This is a genomic window from Cyanobacterium aponinum PCC 10605 (assembly GCF_000317675.1).
Classification (GTDB): domain Bacteria; phylum Cyanobacteriota; class Cyanobacteriia; order Cyanobacteriales; family Cyanobacteriaceae; genus PCC-10605.
The window spans coordinates 567,114-592,247 of record NC_019776.1; the positions used below are offsets into that span (position 1 = coordinate 567,114).

Here is a 25,134-nt window from a genome sequence, read left to right on the forward strand (position 1 = left end):
TTAAGAATTTTGTATTATATTTGAAACTTACAAATAGATAAAGAAAGAGAAAAAGAGAGAGAGGGGAAATAACTCTTAATTCTTGATTCCCATTTCTTAATTTAAAATCTGCAATCTAAAACCTAAAACCTTTTTCGTCAAAGAACAAGATTTTAATTAAAATCCTTCAAAAATGCTAATCTGAGAGTAAGCAGAAATTATATTGAAGCAAAAATAAAACTATTGTTATGTTTAATCATGGTTTAGTATGCACAGATTTTACTGATGGCTTAGATAAAATGATTCATTTTGTCTCGGCGTTAGGGGAAGGAGGATTTAAAGAGATTACTTTTTTACATAGTGTTGCTATTTGGAATGAAGGAGAAATACCTCGCATTGACAGAGATAAAGTAGAAGAAGCGAAAAAGAAATTATCTCCTGCTTTAAACAATGTACCTGAAAATATGAAAGTCAATATCGAAGTTTTATCAGGAAATCCCTCAGATAATATTTTGGCTACGATCAAGAAATATAACATTGATTTAGTGATTACTGGCTCACCTGTAAGTACTTCTTTAGAACAAATATTTTTCGGTTCAACAACTGCTAAACTAAGGAATAAATTGAGGATTCCGATGATGATTTTACGTCCTCAATTAATGTCCGTATATAGAAATGATGAATTTGCACTGAGATGTCGTAATCTTAATAGTTTTTGGTTAGTGCCTTATAATCATGCACCCCATCATCGTTACATCCTCGAAAAAATTAGAGGCTATGTGGAAATAGATAAAGGTAATACTTTAAAAGAATGTCTATTTTTGTCCGTGATTGATGAAGTTTCTCGTAGTGAAATTTTGACGGAAAATAAAGTAAAAGAGGCAGAAAATAAGTTAGCTGAAATTCAAAAAAGTTTTGTGTCTTCTCCTATTAATGTTCAAACTTTAGTAAAGAGGGGTAATATTTTAGAGGAAACTTTTAAGATTGCTTTTGCTCATGACGTTAGTGCGATCGCACTTGCTGATAATCTTAAAGAAGATAGTATTTTTAATCGCCTTGTTCAATTAGCGGTTGGTAATAATGCAAATTATCTTTTAAACTGTAGTTGGTTTCCCCTTATTTACTTTCCGATGAATAAACAGTAGGATTAAGCTGTTCTGCTCGATAGTTTTGTTTATTTGTGAGGGTAAACAGCGAATGGGTAAGAGGTAAAGATGAATAGTGAATAATTAATAATTAATAATTAATAATTCCGAACACTCATTACTCATTACTCGTTACTTATTACTTTCTCCAACACCTGCAACCGTCAAACCTGACACCTACCCTTGTCAGATATTCTTATGCTGAAATGGGGTTAAATATCGCTTTAGAAAAGAGTTAGAGGGTCAAAAATATATTTAGATTCAGTCAATTACAACAAGATGGATTTATCATTAGTCATTCCTATTTATAACGAAGCGGAAAATATTCCTCTACTCATTAATGCCATTACTAAAAGTTTAAATAATACAAACCTAGTTTATGAAATCATTTGTGTTGATGATGGTTCTCAAGATGGTTCAACCGAAGTATTAAAAAATATTCTAATGACTACCTCCTGTCTTAAAGCAATTGTACTAAGACGTAATTACGGGCAAACCCCAGCTATGGCGGCAGGTTTTGAAAATGCGAGAGGTAATGTCATTATTACTCTTGATGGAGATTTACAAAATGATCCCACCGATATACCCTTATTATTACAAAAATTGGAAGAAGGCTACGATTTAGTTAGTGGTTGGCGTAAAAATCGTCAAGATGATGCTCTTACTCGCCTTTTACCCTCAAAAATCGCTAACTGGATTATCGGCAAAATTACGGGGGTAAAGTTACATGACTATGGTTGTTCTCTCAAAGCATATCGTAAAGAATTAATTGCTGATATGAACTTATACGGAGAGTTGCACCGTTTCTTACCAGCCTTAGCATATATTGAAGGGGCAAAAATTACGGAAATTCCTGTAAATCATCATCCTCGCCGTTTTGGTAAGAGTAAGTATGGACTTGGACGCACTTTTCGAGTAATTATGGATTTACTCACTGTCTTTTTTATCAAAAAATTTCTCACTCGCCCCATGCACGTTTTTGGGTTTTTTGGCTTAATTTCCATGATATTAGGCTTTTTTATTGGCATTTATCTTTCTTTTCTGAAATTGGGCTTAGGAAGGAGTATAGGCGATCGCCCCTTGTTAATTTTATGTGTATTATTAATTTTAACGGGAGTTCAACTATTTTCTTTTGGCTTACTAGGGGAATTACTCATGCGTACTTATCATGAATCCCAAAAACGCCCCATCTATCGTATTCGAGACATTTATTTTAATAGTGGCAATCAAAAATAATCAATCAAAATAAACAAATCTATAGGCTCGGAAAACACTATACTTAAAGATATAGTTGATCTAATAAAACGGATGAGCAGACCTTTATTTTGTCATTGGCAGAAAGATATAGCCCCAGAAATTGAAAACAAACGGAAAGATGCGATCGCAGCCTTGGGATTAGACTTAGAAAAAACGATACCTGTATTCGATGAAGCAACCCAAACCGCCGCCGATTCCCTGAATGTGCCTATTTGTTGCCTAGGAATCTTAATAGAAGAAGAATATAAAATGAAATCCGCCTATGGATTATCCCATTTAGGATTAATGAATGATTTAGCTATATCTCGAAAAATCCCTCGTCAAGATGCCTTTGCCACTTATGTCATAGATAGTAGCAATTATTTAACAATAAACAATACATTAACAGACTCATTTTTTAGCTACTCGTTACTAGCTAGTCAATATGGTATCGTTGCTTATTTAGGAGTTCCACTAATTACAGAGACAGGAGAATGTATTGGTTGCTTGGAAATTATAGATACCAAACCCCGACAATTTATCCAAACAGAAATTAATTTTTTAATGATTACTGCCCGTTGGTGTTTAGCAGAATATGAACGTAGCATAATCAAAAATTCACTACATCTAAACTTCGATAAAAAAGAGACGAAAAATAAAAGTCAGAAAGATTTTCCAGAAACAGAATGTACATCATCAACCGACGAGTTAGCTATCAAGCCTACTCCTAACTCAGAAAAATATATCAGAGAGCTAAGTTTTCAACTGCTCAACCAACTTATTCAAAAATTGTCAATTCCCCTCACATCGATTATAGGAATGTCCAGTGTGCTAAAACAAGGAATTTATGGACAACTTAACAGCAAACAAGCAGAGTATTTACAAATCATCCATGATAGCGGACAAGAGATGAGTATTCTTGTAGATGAAATTGCAAAACTAGGCAACGTTAAAAGTGAAGTCAATTTAGAGTATGTACCAGTGGACTTAGAAAACCTTGGAACTCAGGTACTTCAAAGTTTAGAATCATCTGCACAAAATAAAGAGCATACTCTTCGATTATCCATTGAACCGGGTAAAAAAATATGGAATTTAGATCGGGAAAAAGCAAAAAAAACCCTTTATTATTTAGTCAATACCATTATTGAGGGTTCAAGAAGCGGAGGGGAAATTCATTTACATATTTCCCATCGAGGAGACATCCTAAAGATTAGCTGTCGAGTTAATCATCCTTGGTTAGGGGAGGGAATCTCCTTAGAAAAAATTGGTCTTTATGAAGAAGTTTTGAATAATAAAGAATTGAGTTCTAATTTAATCGGAGATGAAGATCGTTTAAATCCAGAAAATACTAACTTAAGTAACTTAGACTATGATTTAGTCTGTTTATCTTTTAGTGCCTATTTAGCCAATTTACAAGGGGGTAGTATATATTTACAGGGTTCAGTAGAGTCTGGTTATCGCTTTATTTTATCTCTGCCTATTTCTCCTATGGATTGAATTATAAATAAATTTAATTAAAAAGCTCCCCATAGGTGAGGAGCTACTTGAGTAATAAGTAATAAGTAATAAGTAATATTGCTTGACATTATAACAAAGTCCTAAAAGATATTGCAACCTTCACTCCGAAGGCAAGGATTGATTATACTTGCGCTGACAGGATTGATCCAATCAAAGTAGAGGTATATTTTCCCCAAGTATGAGTTTCTGCTTGCCCAACGGCATTTAATCCCCTTTGCAAAATTACCAATCCAGCATTTATGTCTCTATATGTGAACTACCCAAGACCGAATCGAAGATTACGGTGTGGGCTTCCTACCCAACAGATAGCGGTGTAGTGGATTTCTTACGTCCTCCTCTACCACGTCTTACATCTGGGCAATAGGCTTTATCCCCCGTTCCAGAGGTGAGGGGCTGTGTGCGGAATTTATTTCCGCTCCTTGTAAGCCCCGTCTTTAATATTCGTAGTCCTTCATCTCGGATGTTAATTGCCGCATTTATATCCCTGTCATGCTTTGTCTTACATTTTGGACATTCCCAATGTCTTATGTCCAAAGGCAAACTATCTACTCTCTTAAGGCATACATGACAAGTTTTAGAACTGGGGAAAAATCTATCTACTTCCATATATGTTTTTCCTTCTTGTTCCGCTTTATATTTAAGCATGGTACAAAATTGCCCCCAACCTACCTGTTGAATAGCTTTGGCTAGGCAATGATTTTTTATCATACCTTTAACATTGAGGTCTTCTAGCACTATAACTTGGTTTTCGTTTACTATCCTACGAGATAGTTTGTGTAGAAAATCCTCACGGCAATTAGTAATTTTTTTATGTACTTTAGCAACTTTTAATCTTGCTTTATTTCGATTATTTGACCCTTTTTGTTTACGGGATAATTGTTGCTGTTTTCTCTTTAAGTTAACTTCATGTTTTTTAATATTTTTGGGTTATCAAACTTACTCCCATCACTGGTAATAGCAAAATGATTTAATCCCAAATCAATTCCTATAGCTTTACCTTCAGAGCTTACTTTTGGTTTATCTTTACCATCATCAACCAAGACAGAGGCATAATATTGATTACAACAATTCTTGGTAATAGTTACGGTTTTAATTTTTCCATCAATAGGACGGTGAATTTTTGCATAAACCAAACCAATTTTAGGAACATTAAGACAGTCGCCTTTAATACTGACATTACTAGGGTATTGTAAAGACTGCTTACCATGTTTGCTTTTAAAATTAGGATACTTTGCTCTTTTTTCAAAGAAATTATTAAAGGCTACTCCAAGATTTAAACAAACCTGTTGTAAGCACTGAGAGTAAGTTTCAGACAACCAAGAAGTTTCCTCCTGTTTTTTTAGCTCAGGGATTAACTTCTTAACATCGTAACCTGATAAACCTTTACCTGTCTGTTTATAAGTCTCATTCATTAAATTCAAAAAATGATTCCAAAGCCATCTACAACTACCAAAGGCTTTTGCCAGTGCTAGTTTTTGAGATGAATCTGGATAAATTCTGATTTTAATGACTTTTAACATTAAGTTAGAGCAAACGAGGTTTGATATAATTTATGTTAACACAAATTCGAGGAAATGTGGAATCCTTCGGATATTTTTTTTGTTGGGCGATTCATCCCACGCCTATTTGATGTATTTTTTTAGTCGAAAATTAGGCGTGAGGCTTCTCGCCAATTAAGCTAAACTCAGTCCCAATCTTGTTTTTTGATTCAGTTTTAGTCTAAAATAATTATTAACTCAAGCAAAATAGACAATAAACAAGTCATTTTAGCTTTTTTGCTACCTTAGCTCAGTTGGTAGAGCAACTGATTCGTAATCAGTAGGTCGTGGGTTCAAGTCCCATAGGTAGCTGTAAACCAGTGTTGAATAATAGTTAATCTTTCATCATTACACAGATTAATAAATTAAGTTCAAAAATAATCTCTTATGGAAGTTGGCAATTTTTTAACAAAAGTGTTATAATTAGTAGATGTGTCATCTTGGAGAGGTGGCCGAGTGGTTGAAGGCGCAGCACTGGAAATGCTGTTTGGGGGTAACTTCAACGAGGGTTCGAATCCCTCCCTCTCCGTTAAGAGAAATAAGTAAAAATATTTTTTAGTTTAAATATTAGCTTTGTTGCTGTTTGCTAAAGTGTGTCTATTTCAGCAATGTAGGGTGAGGCATACTTCATAACCTCACAATGTGTTTTGCTAGGAAGATAATTAAAACTTTTGTCTATTGCTTCCCCTCACCACAGAAAGCAATTTTTCGGCAAAGTCTAATTGTCAAATTGTTGGCTGTAAAAGTCTGCGTATCGTCCTTTTAGGTTGATTAGTTCTTCATGAGTCCCTGATTCTACTATTTTACCTTTATCTAAAACTAAGATACGAGTTGCCTGTCTGACAGTAGCTAGACGATGAGCAATAACAAACACCGTGCGTTCAGTCATAATTCTTTCTAATGCTTGTTGTACTAATACTTCTGATTCTGAATCTAGGGCAGATGTCGCTTCATCGAGGATTAATATTTTTGGTTCAAAATAAATAGCTCGTGCGATCGCAATTCGCTGTCTTTGCCCTCCGGAAAGGCTTACACCTCTTTCTCCTACATAGCTATAGTAACCCTGACTTAAATCAGAGATAAATTCATGGGCATTGGCTATTTTTGCGGCTTTTTCTACTACTTGTATATCAAAATTTTTTTCTCCAAAAGCGATATTTTCTGCTATAGTTCCTGAAAATAAATTTGTTTCTTGAGGCACAATTCCAATTTGTTTTCTCAGACTTTTTAAAGTGACATTTTTGATATTAATATTATCAATTAAAATTTCTCCTTCTGTCACGTCGTAAAAACGGGGAAGTAAATTAACTAAAGTGCTTTTTCCTGCTCCTGATGACCCTACAAGGGCAATTATTTCTCCTTTCTTTGCTATTAAATTAATTTTTTCTAATACTTTTTGTTCCTCATTATAAGTAAAAGAAACATCTTTATATTCTACTAATCCTTGAATATTCTTAAGTGCGATCGCATCTTTTTTTTCAGTAACTAAAGGAGGAATATTTAACAACTCAAACACTCTTTCAACAGAAGCCTCTCCTTGCTTAAATTCATTATAATTATTCGTAGTAATAGAAATAGGATCAATTAGTAAAGCAACCGCAGTAATATAACTAATAAAGTCCGCCCCAGTAAGATTATTAAGATAAATTTGCCATCCTCCTAAAAACAGAAGAAAAATAATACTCATTGCTTCTAAAAATCCAACTACCACAAACTGTAAAGCTTTAGTTTTTTCGGCGGCGAATCTTGCCCTTCTATTATTTTCTGCTTCTAAAACAAAGCGATTAATTTCATACTCTTCAGCAGTATATGCTTGAACTAATCTAATACCTGAAAAAACTTCAGTAATCAATGCGGATAGATTAGAAACTTTATTTTGGCTTTTTCGAGTTAAATTTAATAGTTTATTTCCAAACCAAGTTACTAAAAATGCCATTAGTGGAGCAACAATAAAAGTAGCAATGGTCAACTGCCAATTAACATAAACCATATAGCCTAAAACGACAATTAATTGTAGAATACTTGGTATAAATTGGTGAAATATTTTATTAATAACTTCTCCGATGCGATCGACATCTTCCGTTAAACGATAGGCTAAATCCCCTGTTTTTGCTACTTGAAAATAGTTTAAACTTAGGGTTTGTAAATGACTATAAACTAATCTGCGTAAATCGAGGGTAATTTTTAGAGCCGCTTTTGCCATAAAAGTATCTTGCCCATATTGGGCGAAACCTCGCAATAAAAAAACAATTGCGGCAACCCCTGCCAAAGAAATTATCGAAGTTAAATCTCCTTTACCCACATAACCGCCAATACGCCCAGCTAACCATGCTAAGATAGGCCAAAATATGGTAAAAAAAATTGTGCATCCCATAGCAATGGAAATGGTTTTTCCTTCTTTACGAATATAAGGAATAAGTAATTTATAACTAGATTGAGAAAACAAAATTAAATATAGATAAATTAATATATTGACTGTTATGCAGTTTAGCGGAAAAAGGTAACAATCCCAATATCTACTCAGTTAGACAATGAAAGTGTTGGGGTGAACCTGAGTTTGGGATAAATTTTCATTTGTGAGTAATGGCGAAAAGGTTAAGGGGCAAAGGGCAAACCTCTCTGTGTCTCCCCTTAAAAGAAACCCCCCTTACAGTAAAATAGCCATATCTATTCATTAAAAAGTGTTTTTAAATAGCTAGGAATAAATTGTGATTCTCTTGTTTCTGGATTGATACAAATATGTCTAGTAACAGCTTTTGCAATTAGGTTTTTATCTTTTTCTACCAAATAATTAACATCAAAAACTTTATCACTAATAGGATTTACTTGACATTGAATATTAATCAAATCACCACAAAATAAAGGTTTAAAAAAATCGATTTCTGCGTGAATAATGGGAATTGCTAATTGCTTATCTGTAAAAAAATTACTTAAATTTATGCCTAAACTTAATAAAACTTCCTCATAAGCCTCATGACAAATTGACAGTAAATTGGAAAAATAAACTACTCCGGCTGAGTCTGTATCTGCAAAATGAATTTTTCTGGAATAAATAAAATTACTCATTATTTTTTATACTTATATAACATAAAAGTATTTTAATCTTTACTGCATAAATTACCCATTTGCCACTGATATATAAATAGAACATAGTTAGGTAAACAATTTATCACCATGAATCAAAATCATAGTTTTGAGGATTATAAAAATGAGATACGATGCCGAAAGTACAGCTACACTGGCCGCTATTTTAAAAGTATTTTGACAGTAATCGCTATCTGCTTAATGTTGATTGTAATTGAATTAGCTAGTTTTATGCCTGTTAATGCCAGTAACTCTGTCATTGATGTCAATATCCATCAAGTAGGTGGAAGAACTATTTATCGTGGTATTCCTGTAGAAAATAATAAATGAGGTTAATTATGTTAGAGTCTTACATGAAACAAATTACAAATTGTATTAACTCTTTAAGTTCTTATTTGAGAGAAAATCAAGAGGAAAAAAGACAAAATTATTGTGAAAAATTAGAACAAGCATTAGAATTAGTAATTAAGTTTTTTAAGAAATATGATACTCTAAATAATCATAGCTTTCGTTGTCAGAATATAGATATAGACTTGCTAATGAATCCCGAAAGAGAAGTAAGATTGGAAATAAATACTCAGAACAAAACAGAAGATTTTAAGAAAAGTATGACAACAAAAGAATTAGTTAATTATTGTTGGGATAATAAAATGGATGTGAAAAGTTTAATAACCAATTTATTCAGTTATATAAATCAAATTCTCTCAAAAAAGAAGCAGAGAATGAGCAATGAGATAGATAGATATAATTCAGAAATTAACTGTTTAAATGAAGCTATTGACAACCTCAATGAATTAATTGAAATGGATATTCCCGAAGAAATAAAACAAAGGTAATTAATCTCAGTTCAGTTTAAGAATATCCGATAAGGTTAGGTGTTAGGTGTCAGGTTGCAGGTTGCAGGTTGCAGGTGTTAGGGTGATGAGGAGATGAGGGGAGAGGGTGAGAGCATTAGTTAGAGGTTAAAGTTGCGTGCAATTTGTCAAGTATATAGTTACAATTATTAATTATAAGCTCAATTCTTTGCTAACTCTGTCTCTTAAGACTTTTCTCTGTTGACTTGGGTGAGATGGGTCTATTTTTGGGTTTCGATCGCACTTTTTCATAAATCATAAGAATAACAAATTCTGAGTATTTAGTCTAAGGTGGTCAAATCCGCTAAGTTATGGATAATAAAGGATTAGAGCGATTGTTAGTTTTTATAAACAAATCATTGACAAAAATCACTTTTGCTTAACTTCTTACCAATGGGGTGAGAGGGGGAAGTAGGGGCTTAGGATTTTTGGGTTGTAGGGGTTGAATATATTTAACGTCAGTTCGGGTTAAGGCAATTTTATCGTTATTTTTAAGAAGAGGCTATAAGATTTTCTGACTACGAGAAAATAATGCTTTCAGCGTATCCAAAACTCAGGTTTCCTAAATCTGATATTCCTGCATTCAACAGAGAAATAGATGTTATTTGCCAATACAAAAACGGCTAAAAATGCGGTCTAAAACAGATTCTGTGACTTCCTCTCCTGTTATTTCTCCTAATGCCTGAATAGCTGTACGTAAGTCGATAGTCCAAAAGTCGAGGGGTAATTGGTTTTTGATTGTTTCTTCTACTTGAGTTAGGGCTAGTTTAGCACGAGTTAAAGCGGCGGCTTGTCTCTGGTTAATGGCAATATCTAAATTTCTGGCGGTGGTTTTCCCTTTTTCTATGGTATTAATAATGGCTGATTCTAATGCTTCTATGCCTTCATTTTTAGCGGCGGCGGTGTTGACTATTTGCTTTATTTCTGAAGGATAATTGATAGTGTCAGGATTTCCTAAGTCGGTTTTATTGATGACAAGTATAATGTTTAGTCCTTTTATTTTTTCATAAATTTCTGTTTCTTTTTCTGTCCATCCTTGACTGGCATCGATGGTAAATAGAATTAAGTCTGCTTGGTTGACGGCTTGTAGTGACCTTTCTACACCAATTTTTTCTACTGTGTCTTCAGTGTTTCTTATTCCTGCAGTGTCTAATACCTGAATGGGTATGCCTTTTACTACTAATTGGGATTCTACCACATCTCTAGTTGTACCGGGTAAGTCGGTGACGATCGCACGATCGCATCTGCTCCAAGCATTCAAAAGACTTGATTTACCTACATTTGGCTGACCAACGATCGCAACTTTAATCCCGCTACGTAATAATTCCCCTTGATCTTTGGTAGCTAAAATCTGTTTAATTTGTTCTAAACTAGCCTGTAAATTTTGCTTAACTTGGTCTTCATCGAGGGGCGGTAAATCGTCCTCAAAATCAATTCTTGCCTCCACTTCCGCCAGAATATCTAAAAGGGTGTGCCGAATATTTTTGATCGGTTGTGCCAGTTTTCCCCTAAGAGATGCTAACGCAACGGTAGAAGCCTCTACAGATTTTGCTCCGACAATCTCGGCAATACTTTCGGCTTGAGTGAGGTCAATTCTACCATTTAAAAAGGCTCTGAGGGTAAATTCCCCTGAATTTGCTAACCTTGCCCCTTGTTCCAAACATAATTCTAATACTTGCTGTACGGGCATTATACCCCCATGACAGTGAAATTCGATCACATCTTCCCTTGTGTAAGAACGGGGAGAGAACATGGGTAACAACAATGCTTCATCAATGATGGTGTTATGGTCAGGATGTTTGATATAACCATAAAGAATGCGGTGGGATTCCCATTGTTTTTTGCCTTGAGGGTGAAAAATCCTTTTTGCTATTTCTAAGGCTGTCTGACCACTTAATCGGACAACACCAATACTACCTTGGCTTGGTACTACAGCAGATGCGATCGCAACTATGGTTTCTTGTTGAACAATTTTTTGTGATTTTTGCCATACTGTTAAATCTCGATAACTTTTTACTTCAATCATTTTTATTCTTTCCAAAACCTGAAACCTGAAACCTGAAACCTGACACCTCTCCTTATTTGATATTCTTATGCTAAACTGAGACTCATTCAATAAAAACACCAATATTACGGAATTTTTGATAGCGTAATTCTTTTAATTTATCTGTGGGTAATTGAGATAAATATTCTAAGTTTTCTAAAATAGCTTGTTTAAGAATTTCTGCGGTGGCAAGGGGGTCAGAATGGGCGCATCCGGGAGGTTCTGGTAAAATTTGATCAATGATACCTAAGTCTTTCAAATCATAGGCAGTAATTTTTAGGGCTTGGGCGGCTTGTTCCGATTTTTTTGCATCCTTCCACAAAATTGCGGCACAGGCTTCGGGACTAGCAACGGTATAGACAGAGTGTTCAAACATCATCAATTTTTCCGCAACTCCAATACCTAATGCACCTCCTGAACCTCCTTCTCCAATAACAGTACTGATAATGGGAACTTCAAGACTAAACATTTCTCTTAAATTTCTAGCGATCGCTTCTCCTTGTCCTAATTTTTCCGCTTCCACTCCTGCATAAGCACCGGGGGTATCAATAAAAGTAATGATAGGCATAGAAAAACGGTTAGCGTGTTCCATTAAACGCATCGCCTTGCGATAACCTCCGGGGGATGCCATACCAAAATTACGGGCAACATTATCTTTTGTATCTCTGCCTTTTTGATGACCAATAATTACAACTGCTCTGCCCTCTAAACGAGCAATACCACCAATGAGAGCTAGATCATCTGAACCTCTGCGATCGCCATGAAGTTCTAACCATTCATCGCACATAGCCTGTACATAATCGAGAGTTGAGGGGCGACGAGGATGACGAGCAATTTGTAGTTTTTGAGCAGGAGTTAAGGTACTAAAAATTTCCTGCCGTAGTTGTTCTACTTTGCCTTCTAATTCTTGTAATTGTCCTGATACGTCTAGTTGTTTTTCTTCTCCTAATTCCCTAATTTGGTCAATTCTCGCTTGTAGTTCTACTAAGGGTTTTTCAAATTCTAGTAAAAAAGTTCTTTTTTGTGCTGTTTTTGCCATAATAGTTTAATTTTATATATATTTCTTTATAATTTGAGAGAAAAGAAAAAGAGGAGAAAGGAAGAAGTAAATATTCAATGGTGACAAGTTATTTAATTACTAACCACTAATTCCTAATTAATCATCATCTATTATTAAGTATTAAAGATACGGATAACAATAAACCACTAAAAAAGTGATATTTAACTGCAATAAACTTACTATTTTGTACTAAGGAAGGGCGATCGTGATTTTCATGCACATGATTAATCATTTTTATGGCAGGGGGTAATGAAAGAAAAACAATTAAACTGCTATAGGGTAATAAATGAAGAAAAGTAAATAAAATACATAAGCCATAAAAAACTAAAGTAGAAGTTGTTAATACCTTTGCACCATTAGCAGTACCTAAACGCACGATGGGCGATTTTTTCCCTGCTTTGATGTCGTCTTCCACCTGATGAAAATGGGAGCAAAATAAAATAATTGAGGTAGAAATGCCAATCAGTACAGAAGCCCATAAACTACTAACAGAAAAATTCTGAGCCTGACTATAATAAGCAGATGCGATCGCCATTGGACCAAAAGTAATAAAACAAATAATTTCCCCTAAACCTAAATAACCGAAGCGAAAAGGAGGTCCTTGATAAGTATAGCCTAAAAAACAGCAAGCAAAAATTAAACCCATTACAGTCCAATCTCCAAGCCAAAGATTAATCATGATAATTCCCATTAAACCTAAAGCAAGACAGATGTTGCTAATCCAGAAGATAAGGGGAGCATTGCCCGTTAAATTGACAACAGAATGAGCTTTATTTACATCTATTCCCGTGTAAGAATCGAAAAAATCATTACTCAAATTTAACCAAGCGATAATTAAAATAGCAGAGAAAAGAAAAGTAACAAAAATTAAAGGGTTAAATATCCCCGTTTCTCCATAAGCCAAAGCAGTCCCAAAACATATCGGTATCACTGCCACAGTGTACATAGGTGGTTTAATCGCCGCATACCATAATTTACCTTTACTTGGTATTTCCTCAACAATGGGCTTTATTTTTTCTTCTGCTACGCTCATAGTTAATGATTAGACCTCTTGCAAAATAGAAATTAAAATAAAATTTGGGCATTTTATAGTGAATTTTATCACTGTTTCCAGATCCGAAGTTTCCTGTTCCCTACCTTCACCAGTTCGTTTTTGGCTAGATGCAGGATCTGAGTTATATGTGTTTAAAATTTTCTCTCCATGAAAATTATCCTTTGTCTGGTTAACCTCGTCAAATAAGCCAACAAAAAATCAGGCTATCATTATGAAGGTTTAACTGGAAAAAAAGCAAATGTTGACAAAACTCTCCTCTATTATCAATAACTTAGTAATGGGATTCTTACCCTCACCCTTAAGTGACCCTGTTGCTATTTTTTTAGTGATGATGGCGGTATTGTTGATCGCCCCTCTCTTATTTGAAAAGATAAAATTACCCGGCATTGTTGGTTTAATTATTGCAGGAATTATCATCGGTCCTGACGGTATTGGTTTGTTGGAAAGAGATCAAACCATTGAGCTTTTTGGTACGGTAGGACTTTTATTTTTAATGTTTATGGCGGGTTTAGAGACTAGCTTGGATGATCTCAAGTCCAATGCTAGTAAGGCAAGTATTTTTGGTTTTGCCACTTTTATTGTGCCAATGATTTTGGGTACTATGGCTTTTACCTTTCTTTTAGGTTATGACATTCTTCCCTCAATTTTAGTCGCATCCTGTTTTTCTTCCCATACTTTACTTTCTTTACCTATTGTCATTAAAAGGGGAATTGCTCGTACTCCTGCGGTAACAGTTACTTTGGGAGGAACTTTAATTGTTAACATTGTTGCTTTGTTAGTTTTAGCTGTAGTCGTAAAAGCTGATCAGGGAGAATTAAGTCTTGGTTTTTGGTTATTTTTAATTCCTGCTTTGATTATTTATACTGTGGCCGCTCTGTGGGCAGTTCCAGTGGTGGGAAGGTGGTTTTTTCGTCGTTTTGGTCATGATGAGGGGGCGGAGTTTACTTTTGTGGTAGCGACTTTATTTGTGGTTTCTTATTGTGCCAAATTAATTGAAATTGAGCCGATTATTGGAGCTTTTTTGGCGGGGATTGGTATTCGTCCCCTAATTCCTAGTCTTAGTCCTTTAATGAATCGTATTCAGTTTATTGGCAACACTTTATTTGTACCTTTTTTCTTAATTTCTGTGGGAATGTTGGTAAATCCAAAGGATATTGTTTCTAATCCTAAATCTTTAATGGTTTCTGGGGTGATGATTGTAGTTGCGATCGCAGCCAAGTATATTCCTGCATGGGGAATTGGTAAATTATTTCTCCCTCTCCCCTCATCATCTAATTGCCAATCCCCCATACCATTAAAAGCATAAAAAACTAATCTTCGTTACCATTTCTATAAAGGCACTCATATTGAAAACTTGATTTTAATTTTTGTTTTATTAATAACCTTAGTTTTATGGCAATTATTCCTAATCATCTTTCTGTTTTAGACTATATTCAGGAATTTAAAAAATTAATTTTTTCCTCTAGTTTTAATATTAAAAATAATTCATCGCCATCCCCTATTTTTTCTATTTCTTGTGAAGTAGAACCCATAGACCCTCTCATTTTTATTTCAGTTTTACAAACAGATAAACAGCCTGTTTTTTATTGGCAAAATCAACGCAAAAAAGAAGCGATCGCAGCCATAGGAGCAATTAAAAGTCTAAACATAGATAAAAATATTTGTCAGCAAGATAAGGATATTGACCGTTTTCAAAAGTGCCAAGAATTTATTAATAATAATCAAAAGTTAATCCACATTTTAAATAAAGATCAGGATAATTATCAGCCACATTTTTTTACTTATTTTCGCTTTTTTGAACAAAGCCATAATTTTGATAATAAATCTTTTCCTTTAGCTACTATTTTTTTACCATTTATTCAATTAATAAAAAAAGATAATAAATACTCAGTAACTATTAATACTTATAATCAAAATAAAAAAGAAATTCTTGATTATTTAAAAGATAATTTTAGTGAAAAAATAGAATTAAATTATAAAGTTAATTATTCTCAAGAAAATAAAATAAACTCTCATTTAGAGAACGCTAAATATCAAGGATTTATAGATAAAGTAAATAAAGGTTTAGAAGCAATTAAATCAGAAAAATTAACAAAAATTGTAGTTGCTCACGCTTTAGAAATAAAAACAGAAAATAAATTCAACATCGTAAAATCCTTAGAAAATTTAAGAAATAATCATCCTGATTGTTATATTTTTTCTATTGGTAATGAAGATCAAGAATATTTTATTGGAGCTAGTCCAGAAAGACTGCTTTCTATCAAAGATAATCAACTTGTTAGTGATGCTTTGGCAGGTTCTGCACCAAGAGGAAAGAATGAAGATGAGGATTTTTTAATCGGGAATAATTTACTCGATAGTGAAAAAGAAAAAAGAGAACATCAAGCTGTAAGTAACTTTATTTTTAATCAACTATCTGCCATGGGTTTACAGCCAAAAAAAGCATCCTTACAACTGTTAAAATTATCAAATATTCAACATTTATGGACACCAATTTATGCAGAAATAAAAGAGGAAATAAATCCCTTAGAAATTGTTAGACAATTACATCCTACCCCCGCCGTCGCTGGAGTACCAATTGAGGTAGCCTGTCAAGAAATAGAAACATCGGAAAAGTTCGATCGCTCTCTTTATGCCGCCCCTATTGGCTGGTTAGATTTACAAGGAAATTGTGAATTTATAGTGGGAATTAGATCTGCTTTAATTAAAGAAAATTATGCCCGTTTATATGCCGGAGCAGGAATTGTTACAGGCTCAAAACCAGAACAAGAATTAACAGAAATAAAACTCAAATTTCAAGCCCTTTTACAAGCTCTAATTTAGTTAAATGTATTGATGATTTATAAAAATTTTGTTAGGTTAAAATCGGCTCATGAACAAAATAGAAAAAAATTCAGCACAAATTTGATAACTATGATAGTATCTGAGTTAATTAAGTAAATATATCTATTTAGACAAGAAAATTAAAATATTATTGTGTCGAGGAGTGTCAAATAAATGAAAAATCAAAGATTATCTACAGATAATTTGCCCATACAGAAAAATAATTACAATAAACCTTTAAAAATAGGTGTTATCGGTGTGGGAAATATGGGGCAACATCATACCCGTGTTTTGAGCTTACTTAAGGATGTAGAATTGGTTGGTATTGCTGATGTTAATGTCGAAAGAGGCTTAGATATTGCCAGTAAATATAGAGTACATTTCTATGAAAATTATTTAGAACTGTTACCTCATGTGGAAGCAGTGTGTATCGCCGCCCCCACAAGACTTCACCATCAAGTTGGCTTGGAATGTTTAAGTAGAGGGGTTCATGTTCTAATTGAAAAACCCATCGCCGCTAGTATCGCTGAAGCAGAGTCTTTAGTTAATACTGCTGCCGCCTCTAATTGTATTTTACAAGTAGGTCACATTGAGAGATTTAACCCTGCTTTCCAAGAATTAAGTAAAGTTTTAAAAACAGAAAATTTATTAGCATTAGAAGCCCATCGCATGAGTCCATATTCTCAAAGGGCAAATGATGTATCAGTGGTTTTAGACTTGATGATTCATGACTTAGACTTACTCTTAGAGTTAGCCGCTTCTCCCGTTACCAAATTGAGTGCCACAGGAAGCCGAGCACCCGAATCTCAATATTTAGACTACGTCACAGCAACTCTTAATTTTGCCAATGGAATTGTTGCCACTGTTACCGCTAGTAAAGTTACTCACCGTAAAATCCGTCGTATTGTAGCTCATTGCCGAAATAGTTTAACAGAAGCAGATTTTCTCAATAATGAGATTTTAATTCATCGTCAAACAACAGCTAACTATACCACTGATTATGGACAAATTTTATATCGTCAAGATGGTTTAATTGAAAAAGTTTATACCAGCAATATTGAACCCTTACACGCAGAATTAGAGCATTTTGTTAGTTGCGTGAGAGGAGGTAACAAGCCCTCTGTGGGAGGAGAACAAGCATTAAAGGCATTACGTCTAGCTAGTTATATTGAGCAGTTAGCTTTAGATGGAAAGGTTTGGCAAGATTCTTCTTTAGATTTAGGGCAATTAAACGACGAGATTATTAGTCTTTAGTTCGATGTTAGGTTTTAGGTTTTAGGTTTGTGGTCAAATTTTTCCATAAGCATTAGAAATTAGTAACGCAACACTACTGTATTCGATACAAAAAACCTATCTAGGCTCTGCTTTTGGTAATTAAAAACCTTCTCATACAAAGGCTTTAAGCATTATTTAAAATAAAAATCAATTCTTATAGCGAAAGTATCAAAATTAATCCTGTTGCTCCTTGCCTGTTCTTTACCTCCTTGACATCATTTTTTCATCAACCCCTACTCATATGAGTTAAAAAACCTCAATTAATTGGTTCTCTTTTCTCTTCAATAAATCTTTTTACCCCTAATGCAAATAAGCCAACTGCTACCATTAAAAACAAAAAAGTCGCCATGGTAGTTACTCCCATGATTAATGTTCTTACCGTACTAGCAATATTTGCCGCTAAGGGATTATTAAATTTAATCGGCATATTAACATAGGTCAATATTACGGATTTTGTTAACAAGTAAGCCGCCACTGCTAAACCCCCAGAAATAGCACTTCCTGTCATGCAACGTAAGGGGGTTATTTTTTCCTGTTCTGCTTCTGGGCTAGGGATGATTGGTTCTTTTTTTTCTTTGTCTGTCATAAACTCTAATTAATCACAATCTTTAAGGGGATTCTAACAAAACCTCAGTTCGGTTTAAGAATATCCGATAAGGTTAGGTGTCAGGTGTCAGGTTGCAGGTGGTAGGGGTTTTTAGCAAGGGGCTTAAGCCCCTTGTTTAAGTCAGTTCAGATTAAGGCAATTTTATCGTTATTTCTAAGTTATTTCTAAGAAGCTATAAGGTTTTCTGACTAGGAGAAAATAATGCTTTCAGCTTATCCAAAACTCAGGTTAACAAAGATTTAAAAAATCAATGAAGCAAGGGGTAGGGCAATTAATAATTAATGAACTTCTCCCCAATACTTCAAGGCTTAAATCATTAACCGTATGACTTACTCTGTTACTTCCAAACCGAAAACACGATTGATAGATTTTTCTACTTTATAACCAGAATCAATAGTTTCTAAGGGATCTTTTCTGAGACGATGACGTAAACATAGGGGCATTACCCGACGAATATCATCGACAGTTACTTCAGTACGAGATTCAAAGGCTGCGATCGCTTTTGCGGCACGATTAGTTACAATATCTCCTCTAAGACCGTCAACGTCTAATTCTGAACAAATTTCAGAAATTTTGACTCTAATATCATAATCAATAGTTACTTGAGGTAAGAGATTTTGAGCATCTACTAATTTTCTTTGTAGCTCTTCCTGTTTTTCTTTGTATTTTGCCATAAATTCTTGGGGATTGCGATCGAATTCTGCTCTTTGTTCAACAATTTGCACCCTTAAATCTGGTTCTTTTACCGTACGAATTTCTGCGTGCATTCCAAAACGATCTAACAACTGAGGGCGTAATTCTCCTTCCTCTGGGTTACCTGAACCAACTAACACAAAACGGGCAGGGTGACGAATAGAGATACCTTCTCTTTCTACCGTGTTCCAACCACTGGCGGCAGAGTCGAGTAAAACATCTACAAGGTGATCATCTAAAAGGTTAACTTCGTCCACATAAAGAATTCCTCGATTAGCTTTTGCCAACAACCCCGGTTCAAAGGCTTTTACCCCTTCAGATAACGCTTTTTCAATATCAATAGTTCCACAAACACGATCTTCTGTTGCACCTAAAGGTAAGTCAACCATTGGTACTTTTTTACGTGCGATCGCAACTTGTTCTCCATTTTGGATTTTTTCCTTTACCTCATCACCCATTAACTCAAAATCTGTGGCAGAAGAATTGTAGGGGTCATTTTCTGCGACTTCAATTTCAGGTAATAAATCAGCCAATGCACGAATAGTTGTGGATTTTCCAGTGCCTCTATCTCCCATAATCATTACCCCACCAATTTTGGGATCAATGACATTAAGTAGCAAGGCAAGTTTCATTTGCTCTTGACCAACAATAGCGGTAAAGGGAAAGACTAAACGACGATTTTTTGGAGGTGCTTCTAAAGTTGCTGTCATAATATTAAAAAATAAAATTTTCTAAAAGTTTGATATAAAATTGCAATTACGTGAGAATTGTCCTTAATTTTGCAGACTAATTTTCACTGACTACGATAATTTTAGATCTCTATCTTAGCGAAAATGCAAACTCTTCTATCATAGACTTCTTATAGGTTTCACACAAGGGCTAAATCAATAACTTTTAGCCTTTACTTTAAAATAATTTGAAGATTGGTATTTTTTATCAGGTATAAATTTGCACTTTAAATTAGTAACCCCAAAACAAAAACCCCCCACCAAGTAGGTAGAGGGTTGAATTGTTAATTACTTAACTGATAGATAAAACCGATTATCAACCGAATTTACCAGCAGTAGAAGCAATCAAGAACGCCGCATAAGTCAGGATATAGCCAACAGTAAAGTGAGCTAAACCAACCAAACGAGCTTGAACGATGGATAAAGCAACGGGCTTATCTTTCCAACGAACTAAGTTAGCTAAAGGAGTGCGCTCATGAGCCCAAACGATGGTTTCGATTAATTCTTGCCAGTAACCACGCCAAGAGATTAAGAACATAAAACCAGTTGCCCAAACGAGGTGTCCGAATAAGAACATCCACGCCCAAACAGAGAGGTTGTTTACACCGTAAGGGTTATAACCGTTGATTAACTGAGCAGAGTTTGCCCATAAATAATCTCTGAACCAACCCATTAAGTAGGTAGAGTTTTCGTTGAACTGAGCAACATTACCTGTCCAGATACCGAGGTGTTTCCAATGCCAGTAGAAGGTTAACCAACCTAAAGTGTTGAGCATCCAGAACATAGCGAGGTAGAAAGCATCCCAAGCAGAGATGTCACAAGTACCGCCACGACCGGGTCCATCACAAGGGAAGGAGAAACCGAAGTCTTTTTTGTCGGGCATTAATTTAGAACCACGAGCATCTAAAGCACCTTTAACAAGAATTAAGGTGGTGGTGTGTAAACCGAGGGCGATCGCATGGTGTACTAAGAAATCTCCAGGTCCAATATTGAGGAACAAGGAATTAGTACCACTATTAATAGCATCTAACCAACCAGGTAACCACACAGCACTAGCGGTGGAAGCAACACTATCAGGATTAGATAGTAAAGCATCAAAACCGTAGAGAGCTTTACCAGAAGCCGCTTGAACGAATTGAGCAAACACAGGCTCGATTAAGATTTGTTTCTCAGGAGTACCGAAAGCAACCACAACATCATTGTGAACATAAAGTCCTAAAGTGTGGAAACCTAAGAATAAGGATACCCAGCTTAAGTGAGAAATAATCGCCTCTTTGTGTTCGAGCATACGAGCTAAAACGTTATCTTTGTTCGCTTCAGGATCGTAGTCACGGACAAAGAAAATAGCACCGTGAGCAAAAGCACCTACCATTAAGAAACCAGCGATGTACTGGTGATGGGTGTAAAGTGCCGCTTGGGTGGTGTAATCCTTCGCAATGAAAGCATAGGAAGGCAAAGAGTACATATGTTGAGCCACCAAAGAAGTGATAACTCCTAAACTAGCAAGGGCTAAACCTAACTGGAAGTGTAAAGAGTTATTGATGGTGTCATAAAGTCCTCTGTGTCCTGCACCTAATGCTCCACCAAAAGGAGTTCCTTGAGGAGGATTGTGAGCGGCTAAGATGTCTTTGATGCTGTGACCGATACCCCAGTTAGTGCGGTACATATGACCTGCTACAATGAAGATAACGGCGATCGCTAAATGGTGATGAGCGATGTCAGTCAACCAAAGAGACTCAGTTTGAGGATGGAAACCACCTAAGAAAGTTAAAATCGCACTTCCCGCACCTTCAGAAGTTCCAAATACATGACTAGCAGTATCAGGATTTTGAGCATAAACGCCCCAATTACCAGTGAAGAAAGGAGCTAATCCTGCGGGGTGAGGTTTAACACTTAAGAAGTTATCCCAACCTACGTGTACACCACGAGATTCGGGGATTGCCACGTGTACTAAGTGACCAGTCCAAGCTAAAGAACTAACACCGAACAAACCAGCTAAATGGTGGTTTAAGCGAGATTCAGCATTTTTGAACCAAGAAAGGCTAGGACGGAACTTAGGTTGTAAGTGCAACCAACCAGCAAACAAGAAGAGAGCGGAAAGAATTAAAAGGAATACCGCACCTTGGTATAAGTCTTGATTGTTGGTCATCCCGATGGTGTAGAACCAATGGTAAACACCGGAGTAGGCTACGTTTACAGGACTAGAAGCTCCTGCTTGGGTGAACGCATCAACTGCACCTTGACCGAAATGAGGATCCCAAATCGCATGGGCGATGGGACGAACGTTTAAAGGATCTTTGATCCACTGCTCAAAATTGCCCTGCCAAGCAACGTGGAATACAGTACCAGAAGTCCAAAGAAAGATGATTGCTAAATGACCGAAGTGAGAAGCAAAAATCTTTTGATAAAGATTCTCTTCAGTCATACCGTCATGAGTTTCAAAGTCATGAGCAGTAGCAATTCCGTACCATATTCTTCGTGTAGTTGGATCTTGGGCTAAATCTTGGCTAAATTTGGGAAATTTAGTTGCCATAGCTTTTTTTAGGAATTCTCCTGTTACACAATCAGAGTCAACGTTTAAAATACGCTGGTCAATTTTGGATTTTATCTTGCCTAGCCCTCGGAATTAAATTTCTTTAAAAGAAACTAGGCAAGGAATTAAATTGATTTTTAAATGTTAGTTAATAGTGAAGAATCTAAGATAAATATAGACTTTCAACTATTAACAATTATTGTTAGTTAAAACGGCTTTATCTGTTATTTTATAACTTATTTTGCCGTAGATTTTCCCACTAAATTAGTGAAAGTTTACATTCTTAACCTACGGATAAAATCCGACAGAGGAAGAATGCCCAAGTAGTCACAATTCCTCCTAGGAGATAGTGAGCTACACCTACCGCACGACCTTGAACGATACTCAAAGCGCGAGGTTGAATAGCGGGAGCTAACTTGAGTTTATTATGAGCCCAAACAATGGATTCGATTAATTCTTGCCAGTAGCCACGTCCACTAAATAAGAACATTAAGCTAAAAGCGAAGACAAAGTGACCTGCTAAGAACATAATGCCATAAGCAGATAAAGCAGAGCCGTAAGAATTAATTACGTTAGCGGCTTGTGCCCAGAGGAAGTCTCTTAACCAACCGTTGATAGTAATTGCACTTTGGGCAAAGTTACCACCAGTAATGTGAGAGACGCTACCATCAGGTAATACAGTACCCCACACATCAGATTGCATTTTCCAACTGAAGTGGAAGATAACAATAGATAAGGAGTTGTACATCCAGAATAAACCTAAGAAGACATGATCCCATCCAGATACTTGACAAGTACCGCCACGACCAGGACCATCACAAGGGAAGCGGAAACCTAACTCAGCTTTATCAGGGATTAAGCGAGAGCTACGGGAGTACAACACACCTTTGAGAAGGATTAAAACGGTAACGTGAATGGTAAACGCATGGATATGGTGAACCATGAAATCAGCAGTACCTAAAGTAATAGGCATCATCGCAACTTTGCCACCGACTGCAACAACGTCTCCACCGAATACAGGGCTAACACCAGCACTAGCGAAAGGAGCAGTTGCACCAGCCGCGGCGGCGTGAAGTCCTTGAATCCATTGAGCGAAAACAGGCTGTAATTGGATAGCGCTATCAGAGAACATATCTTGAGGACGACCTAAAGCTCTCATGGTGTCATTGTGAATATACAACCCGAAGCTGTGGAAGCCTAACCAGATACATACCCAGTTGAGGTGAGAAATAATAGCGTCACGGTGACGAAGTACTCTGTCTAAGAGGTTATTAACATTTTTAGCAGGATCGTAGTCACGAACCATGAAGATAGAAGCATGAGCTCCAGCACCTACAATCAAGAATCCACCGATCCACATATGGTGAGTGAAGATAGATAATTGAGTACCGTAGTCGGTAGCAAGGTAAGGATAAGGAGGCATTGCGTACATATGTTGAGCAACAATAATGGTCAAAGAACCTAACAAAGCGAGGTTAATTGCCAATTGTGCATGCCATGATGTGGTTAAGATTTCATAGAGTCCTTTGTGACCTTCACCAGTGAAGGGTCCTTTATGACCTTCTAAGATTTCCTTCATGCTGTGACCGATACCCCAGTTGGTGCGGTACATATGACCTGCGATGATGAACAATACTGCGATCGCCAAGTGATGGTGAGCGGTATCAGAGAGCCATAAACCACCAGTAACAGGGTTCAAACCACCTTTGAAGGTTAAGAAATCAGAGTAAACACCCCAATTCAAAGTAAAGAATGGTGTTAAACCTTGCGCGAAGCTGGGATATAACTCAGCCATTTTCGCAGGATCGAGGATGAACTCATGGGGTAAAGGAATCTCATTAGGAGCAACACCTGCATCTAATAACTTGTTAATAGGTAAAGATACATGGATTTGGTGACCTGCCCATCCTAAAGAGCCTAAACCGAGTAAACCTGCTAAATGGTGGTTCATCATGGATTCCACATTTTGGAACCATTCCAACTTGGGAGCGGCTTTATGGTAATGGAACCAACCAGCAAAGAGCATTAAACCAGCCATAACTAAACCACCGATGGCGGTGCAGTATAACTGATACTCGTTGGTGATACCAGATGCTCTCCATAATTGGAAGAAACCAGAGGTAATTTGAATACCGTGGAAGCCACCGCCTACGTCGGCATTGAGAATGTCTTGACCCACAACAGGCCAGACAACTTGTGCGCTGGGTTTAATATTTAAGGGGTCTGCTAACCAAGCGGAGTAGTTAGAAAACTTAGCTCCGTGGAAGTACATCCCACTTAACCAGACGAATACTACTGCTAAATGACCAAAGTGAGCACTGAAGATTTTACGAGAAATATCTTCTAAGTCACTGGTTTGACTATCAAAATCGTGTGCATCGGCGTGAAGATTCCAAATCCAAGTGGTGGTTTTGGGACCTCTAGCTAAAGTACGATCAAAGTGTCCGGGTTTACCCCACTTCTCGAAAGAGGTAGGTACTGGATCTTTATCTACGATTACTTTAGCTTTCGCCTCTTTTTGAGGGCTTACTGTCATGAGGGATTCCTCTCTCGACAAATACTTAAACTACTACATTACTGAAGATGATAAGGGCTATTTGTCACCATTGTGGTTCTTGCTTAACAATATTTAAAATTTGTTTAACATTCCCTCAGATAAGGCTTTGGTTTTTAATCCTTTCTCATTTAAGTCAAGATTTTGTTACTTTTCTTTATAAAATCTATCAATGTTTTAGTTATGCTCTTTTAAGGGGATAAAAAGTTAAAGAACGGATGTTAATCTTTAATATTCATGGGCGTTTCTATCTTTTTTCTTAACTTTTGATTAGTTGATGTAGATAATAAAATTTAGCAGTTTTACTATAGATAAAAACAAATATGAATAATAAATTTTTTCTCTAACATTTCATCATTGACAATTAAGTCTTTACAATCGACAATAAACAATATTTTTTTAGGATAAT

At 35.9% G+C, this 25,134-nt stretch carries 17 protein-coding genes, 2 tRNA genes and 1 pseudogene; 10 read left to right on the top strand and 10 right to left on the bottom strand.

Annotated elements, in window-relative coordinates; genetic code table 11:
* Nucleotides 1-227 precede the first annotated feature (227 nt).
* The 3 genes from CYAN10605_RS02270 to CYAN10605_RS02280 all read left to right on the top strand — a co-directional run bounded on the left by CYAN10605_RS02270 (nucleotide 228) and on the right by CYAN10605_RS02280 (nucleotide 3,857).
* Nucleotides 228-1,124, top strand: a complete 897-nt coding sequence (locus CYAN10605_RS02270; protein WP_015218319.1) for a universal stress protein — start codon at nucleotides 228-230, stop codon at nucleotides 1,122-1,124.
* 279 nt (nucleotides 1,125-1,403) lie between these two features.
* Nucleotides 1,404-2,360 carry a glycosyltransferase family 2 protein gene (locus CYAN10605_RS02275; protein ID WP_015218320.1) on the top strand — a complete coding sequence of 319 codons (957 nt, stop codon included), beginning with the start codon at nucleotides 1,404-1,406 and terminating at the stop codon, nucleotides 2,358-2,360.
* 72 nt (nucleotides 2,361-2,432) lie between these two features.
* On the top strand, nucleotides 2,433-3,857 hold the full coding sequence (locus CYAN10605_RS02280) for a GAF domain-containing sensor histidine kinase (RefSeq protein ID WP_015218321.1): 1,425 nt from the start codon (nucleotides 2,433-2,435) through the stop codon (nucleotides 3,855-3,857).
* A gap of 315 nt (nucleotides 3,858-4,172) precedes the next feature.
* On the opposite strand, the pseudogene CYAN10605_RS02285 reads toward CYAN10605_RS02280, so the two are convergent.
* Nucleotides 4,173-5,398, bottom strand: a pseudogene (locus tag CYAN10605_RS02285) (RNA-guided endonuclease InsQ/TnpB family protein).
* A gap of 257 nt (nucleotides 5,399-5,655) precedes the next feature.
* On the opposite strand from CYAN10605_RS02285, the gene CYAN10605_RS02290 reads away from it, so the two are divergent.
* Nucleotides 5,656-5,728: transfer RNA gene (locus CYAN10605_RS02290), tRNA-Thr, on the top strand.
* Between the two features lie 130 nt (nucleotides 5,729-5,858).
* Nucleotides 5,859-5,945: transfer RNA gene (locus tag CYAN10605_RS02295), tRNA-Ser, on the top strand.
* 189 nt (nucleotides 5,946-6,134) lie between these two features.
* On the opposite strand, the gene CYAN10605_RS02300 is transcribed toward CYAN10605_RS02295, so the two are convergent.
* Together CYAN10605_RS02300 and CYAN10605_RS02305 are read right to left on the bottom strand one after the other, a co-directional pair.
* Nucleotides 6,135-7,862, bottom strand: coding sequence for an ABC transporter ATP-binding protein (locus CYAN10605_RS02300; protein WP_015218322.1), 1,728 nt, complete (start codon nucleotides 7,860-7,862; stop codon nucleotides 6,135-6,137).
* 221 nt (nucleotides 7,863-8,083) lie between these two features.
* Nucleotides 8,084-8,482 (bottom strand): acyl-CoA thioesterase, encoded by a 399-nt coding sequence (locus CYAN10605_RS02305; RefSeq protein WP_015218323.1) that lies wholly within the window; start codon nucleotides 8,480-8,482, stop codon nucleotides 8,084-8,086.
* A gap of 195 nt (nucleotides 8,483-8,677) precedes the next feature.
* Between CYAN10605_RS02305 and CYAN10605_RS18755 the strand changes: the two genes are divergently transcribed.
* Nucleotides 8,678-8,830 (top strand): hypothetical protein, encoded by a 153-nt coding sequence (locus CYAN10605_RS18755; RefSeq protein ID WP_165776071.1) that lies wholly within the window; start codon nucleotides 8,678-8,680, stop codon nucleotides 8,828-8,830.
* A gap of 8 nt (nucleotides 8,831-8,838) precedes the next feature.
* Nucleotides 8,839-9,336 carry a hypothetical protein gene (locus CYAN10605_RS02310; RefSeq protein WP_015218325.1) on the top strand — a complete coding sequence of 166 codons (498 nt, stop codon included), beginning with the start codon at nucleotides 8,839-8,841 and terminating at the stop codon, nucleotides 9,334-9,336.
* A gap of 619 nt (nucleotides 9,337-9,955) precedes the next feature.
* On the opposite strand, the gene mnmE is transcribed toward CYAN10605_RS02310, so the two are convergent.
* From mnmE to menA, 3 genes are all read right to left on the bottom strand, one after another.
* Nucleotides 9,956-11,380 (bottom strand): tRNA uridine-5-carboxymethylaminomethyl(34) synthesis GTPase MnmE, encoded by a 1,425-nt coding sequence (gene mnmE, locus CYAN10605_RS02315; protein ID WP_015218326.1) that lies wholly within the window; start codon nucleotides 11,378-11,380, stop codon nucleotides 9,956-9,958.
* 82 nt (nucleotides 11,381-11,462) lie between these two features.
* The gene (locus CYAN10605_RS02320; RefSeq protein WP_015218327.1) at nucleotides 11,463-12,437 is read right to left on the bottom strand and encodes an acetyl-CoA carboxylase carboxyltransferase subunit alpha; all 975 of its coding nucleotides are present in this window, start codon (nucleotides 12,435-12,437) and stop codon (nucleotides 11,463-11,465) included.
* A 124-nt stretch (nucleotides 12,438-12,561) separates the two neighbouring features.
* Nucleotides 12,562-13,491 carry a 2-carboxy-1,4-naphthoquinone phytyltransferase gene (menA, locus tag CYAN10605_RS02325; protein ID WP_015218328.1) on the bottom strand — a complete coding sequence of 310 codons (930 nt, stop codon included), beginning with the start codon at nucleotides 13,489-13,491 and terminating at the stop codon, nucleotides 12,562-12,564.
* A 259-nt stretch (nucleotides 13,492-13,750) separates the two neighbouring features.
* Between menA and CYAN10605_RS02330 the strand changes: the two genes are divergently transcribed.
* The 3 genes from CYAN10605_RS02330 (at nucleotide 13,751) to CYAN10605_RS02340 (ending at nucleotide 17,589) form a co-directional block, all read left to right on the top strand.
* Nucleotides 13,751-14,818, top strand: coding sequence for a cation:proton antiporter (locus CYAN10605_RS02330; RefSeq protein WP_015218329.1), 1,068 nt, complete (start codon nucleotides 13,751-13,753; stop codon nucleotides 14,816-14,818).
* A gap of 86 nt (nucleotides 14,819-14,904) precedes the next feature.
* The gene (locus CYAN10605_RS02335) at nucleotides 14,905-16,335 is read left to right on the top strand and encodes an isochorismate synthase (protein WP_015218330.1); all 1,431 of its coding nucleotides are present in this window, start codon (nucleotides 14,905-14,907) and stop codon (nucleotides 16,333-16,335) included.
* Nucleotides 16,336-16,509: 174 nt separating this feature from the next.
* The gene (locus CYAN10605_RS02340) at nucleotides 16,510-17,589 is read left to right on the top strand and encodes a Gfo/Idh/MocA family protein (protein WP_015218331.1); all 1,080 of its coding nucleotides are present in this window, start codon (nucleotides 16,510-16,512) and stop codon (nucleotides 17,587-17,589) included.
* A gap of 277 nt (nucleotides 17,590-17,866) precedes the next feature.
* Here the strand turns inward: CYAN10605_RS02340 and CYAN10605_RS02345 are convergent, their stop codons facing one another.
* The 4 genes from CYAN10605_RS02345 to psaA all read right to left on the bottom strand — a co-directional run bounded on the left by CYAN10605_RS02345 (nucleotide 17,867) and on the right by psaA (nucleotide 24,707).
* The gene (locus tag CYAN10605_RS02345; protein ID WP_015218332.1) at nucleotides 17,867-18,196 is read right to left on the bottom strand and encodes a DUF3082 domain-containing protein; all 330 of its coding nucleotides are present in this window, start codon (nucleotides 18,194-18,196) and stop codon (nucleotides 17,867-17,869) included.
* Between the two features lie 350 nt (nucleotides 18,197-18,546).
* Nucleotides 18,547-19,620: a magnesium chelatase ATPase subunit I gene (gene bchI / locus CYAN10605_RS02350; RefSeq protein WP_015218333.1), complete on the bottom strand. Its 1,074-nt coding sequence runs from the start codon at nucleotides 19,618-19,620 to the stop codon at nucleotides 18,547-18,549.
* 334 nt (nucleotides 19,621-19,954) lie between these two features.
* Nucleotides 19,955-22,171: a photosystem I core protein PsaB gene (gene psaB / locus CYAN10605_RS02355; RefSeq protein ID WP_015218334.1), complete on the bottom strand. Its 2,217-nt coding sequence runs from the start codon at nucleotides 22,169-22,171 to the stop codon at nucleotides 19,955-19,957.
* A gap of 283 nt (nucleotides 22,172-22,454) precedes the next feature.
* On the bottom strand, nucleotides 22,455-24,707 hold the full coding sequence (gene psaA / locus CYAN10605_RS02360) for a photosystem I core protein PsaA (RefSeq protein ID WP_015218335.1): 2,253 nt from the start codon (nucleotides 24,705-24,707) through the stop codon (nucleotides 22,455-22,457).
* Between the last annotated feature and the right edge of the window lie 427 nt (nucleotides 24,708-25,134).

Coding starts and splice junctions, on each gene's coding strand:
- CYAN10605_RS02340 (WP_015218331.1), top strand. CDS start 16,510: ATGAAAAATCAAAGATTATCTACAGATAATTTGCCCATACAGAAAAAT.
- CYAN10605_RS02310 (WP_015218325.1), top strand. CDS start 8,839: ATGTTAGAGTCTTACATGAAACAAATTACAAATTGTATTAACTCTTTA.
- CYAN10605_RS02330 (WP_015218329.1), top strand. CDS start 13,751: ATGTTGACAAAACTCTCCTCTATTATCAATAACTTAGTAATGGGATTC.
- CYAN10605_RS02280 (WP_015218321.1), top strand. CDS start 2,433: ATGAGCAGACCTTTATTTTGTCATTGGCAGAAAGATATAGCCCCAGAA.
- CYAN10605_RS02335 (WP_015218330.1), top strand. CDS start 14,905: ATGGCAATTATTCCTAATCATCTTTCTGTTTTAGACTATATTCAGGAA.
- menA (WP_015218328.1), bottom strand. CDS start 13,491: ATGAGCGTAGCAGAAGAAAAAATAAAGCCCATTGTTGAGGAAATACCA.
- psaB (WP_015218334.1), bottom strand. CDS start 22,171: ATGGCAACTAAATTTCCCAAATTTAGCCAAGATTTAGCCCAAGATCCA.
- CYAN10605_RS02320 (WP_015218327.1), bottom strand. CDS start 12,437: ATGGCAAAAACAGCACAAAAAAGAACTTTTTTACTAGAATTTGAAAAA.
- CYAN10605_RS02275 (WP_015218320.1), top strand. CDS start 1,404: ATGGATTTATCATTAGTCATTCCTATTTATAACGAAGCGGAAAATATT.
- CYAN10605_RS02345 (WP_015218332.1), bottom strand. CDS start 18,196: ATGACAGACAAAGAAAAAAAAGAACCAATCATCCCTAGCCCAGAAGCA.
- bchI (WP_015218333.1), bottom strand. CDS start 19,620: ATGACAGCAACTTTAGAAGCACCTCCAAAAAATCGTCGTTTAGTCTTT.
- CYAN10605_RS02270 (WP_015218319.1), top strand. CDS start 228: ATGTTTAATCATGGTTTAGTATGCACAGATTTTACTGATGGCTTAGAT.
- mnmE (WP_015218326.1), bottom strand. CDS start 11,380: ATGATTGAAGTAAAAAGTTATCGAGATTTAACAGTATGGCAAAAATCA.
- CYAN10605_RS02305 (WP_015218323.1), bottom strand. CDS start 8,482: ATGAGTAATTTTATTTATTCCAGAAAAATTCATTTTGCAGATACAGAC.
- psaA (WP_015218335.1), bottom strand. CDS start 24,707: ATGACAGTAAGCCCTCAAAAAGAGGCGAAAGCTAAAGTAATCGTAGAT.